This is a genomic window from Streptomyces sp. NPDC004629, from assembly GCF_042873595.1.
GTDB lineage: Bacteria > Actinomycetota > Actinomycetes > Streptomycetales > Streptomycetaceae > Streptomyces.
Map to the genome: position 1 here is coordinate 1 of NZ_JBIALO010000088.1, position 1,679 is coordinate 1,679.

The following is a 1,679-nucleotide window of genomic DNA, read 5'->3' on the forward strand; positions in this document are numbered from 1 at the left end:
TGAGAAGCTGTTGTCGTTCCGATCTTGAGGGGTGTGCGTCGAACGGGAGTCTCGATCGGGTGATCACAACAAGCCGGGGGCATGAGAACAGGGCCTCTTGGTAGCTCGGGGTTGCGAAGCCAACCGAGACCCGGGAGACCCTGTTGCCGCAGTTGTACGTGCTCGCGCCGGTGGAGTTCAACTCGGCTGCTCCGTCGTGTGATTGTGTCGCTCACCGGTTCGGGAATGCGGCCGATCACCCGGAACGTGTTCGGCGGTATCCGTCGGACATGACGGATGCGGAGTGGGCGGCCATCCGGCTTCTGCTGCCGGTGCCGGCCTGGCTGCGCGGCCGGGGCGGACAGCCGGAGGCGTACTGCCACCGCGCGATACTGGACGCGATCCGCTACCTCGTGGACAACGGCATCAAATGGCGGGCGATGCCGTCTGACTTCCCGCCGTGGGAGCGGGTCTACGCATTCTTCCGCCGCTGGCGCGACCACGGCCTGGTCAGGGAGTTCCACGACCGGCTGCGCGGACAGGTGCGCGAGAGGCTGGGCCGGGATGCTGAGCCGAGTGCGGGTGTGATCGACTCGCAGTCGGTGAAGGCGGATGCCGTCGTCGGATCGGACAGCCGCGGCTTCGACGGCGGCAAGCTGATCAACGGCCGAAAGCGGCATGTGGTGGTCGATACCCTCGGCCTGCTGCTCGCGGTGACGGTCACCGCCGCGGATGTCGGCGACCGCACTGCCGCGAAGGCCCTGCTCGCGCAGGTGGCCGACGCCCACCACCGGTTGGCTCTCGTCTGGGCCGACGGCGGCTACACCGGCAGCCTCGTCGAGTATTGCCTGGCCACGCTCGCCCTGGTCCTGGCGATCGTCAAACGCAGCGAGGACATGCGCGGCTTCGTGGTGCTGCCCAAGCGGTGGATCGTCGAGCGTCTCTTCGCCCACCTGATGCGCACCCGCCGCCTGGTCCGCGACTTCGAGCGCCGCACCACCAGCGCCGAGGCGATGATCTACTGGTCGATGGCCCTGCTCATGACCCGCCGCCTTGCCCGGTCACATCCTGCGCAAGCGTGAACCGGCCCGGCTGCCGCTCGGCCAGCCAGCCCCGCGCGACCAGGCGTTTCGCCTTCGACCTCAGCGCCTCCACCTTCGCCGGCACCGCGTCCAGGCCGAACAAGACGGCCATCTCCTGGCAGGTCAGCGGGCCTTGACGGAGGCGATGCCGGTCCGCGAGGGCCCGCAGGATGCGCTGGTAGTCGATCGACAGCACCGACGCGTCCAGCCCCTCGCGCCACACCGGCACCGGCGACTTCGGCTTCGCGGCCATCGACACCGATGAGGCCTCCTCGGCCTGTCCCTCGGCCGGCATCGTCCGTTCGGCCCGGACGTGATCTTCGGTCTCGTCCACAGGGCCCAGCACCTCGCCGACCCGCGAGCGGGCGATAGCCCACTCCTTCCAGTCCCGCTCGGCCACGGCCAGCTCCGCCTGGACGCGGTCGGCCTCCTCCCGCAGTTCGTCCACTCGACGGCGGGCAGCGAGCTCACGCTGTTCGAGCAACCCCACGACCGACGGCATCCACGGCCTCCCCAGGAACGATGACACGACAGGCCACCACTCCTTCCACGGGATCGCCGACCCTATGCCTGACCAGCGAAAACACCGTCCTCAGGTTCGGTACGACAACAGCTTCT

The 1,679-nt window shown here is 68.7% G+C and carries 2 protein-coding genes; one reads left to right on the forward strand and one right to left on the reverse strand.

What is annotated here, in order from left to right; genetic code table 11:
* Nucleotides 1-269: 269 nt before the first annotated feature.
* The gene (locus ACFYTE_RS42340) at nucleotides 270-1,061 is read left to right on the forward strand and encodes an IS5 family transposase (protein ID WP_388722656.1); all 792 of its coding nucleotides are present in this window, start codon (nucleotides 270-272) and stop codon (nucleotides 1,059-1,061) included.
* On the opposite strand, the gene ACFYTE_RS42345 is transcribed toward ACFYTE_RS42340, so the two are convergent.
* A complete protein-coding gene (locus ACFYTE_RS42345) occupies nucleotides 1,018-1,563 on the reverse strand; it encodes a hypothetical protein (protein WP_388722658.1) in 546 nt (181 codons plus the stop codon). The genes ACFYTE_RS42340 and ACFYTE_RS42345 overlap by 44 nt on opposite strands.
* Nucleotides 1,564-1,679: the final 116 nt, after the last annotated feature.

Bases quoted from the DNA above. Each gene is read 5' to 3' on its own strand.
- ACFYTE_RS42340 (WP_388722656.1), top strand. From the start codon at position 270: ATGACGGATGCGGAGTGGGCGGCCATCCGGCTTCTGCTGCCGGTGCCG.
- ACFYTE_RS42345 (WP_388722658.1), bottom strand. From the start codon at position 1,563: ATGCCGTCGGTCGTGGGGTTGCTCGAACAGCGTGAGCTCGCTGCCCGC.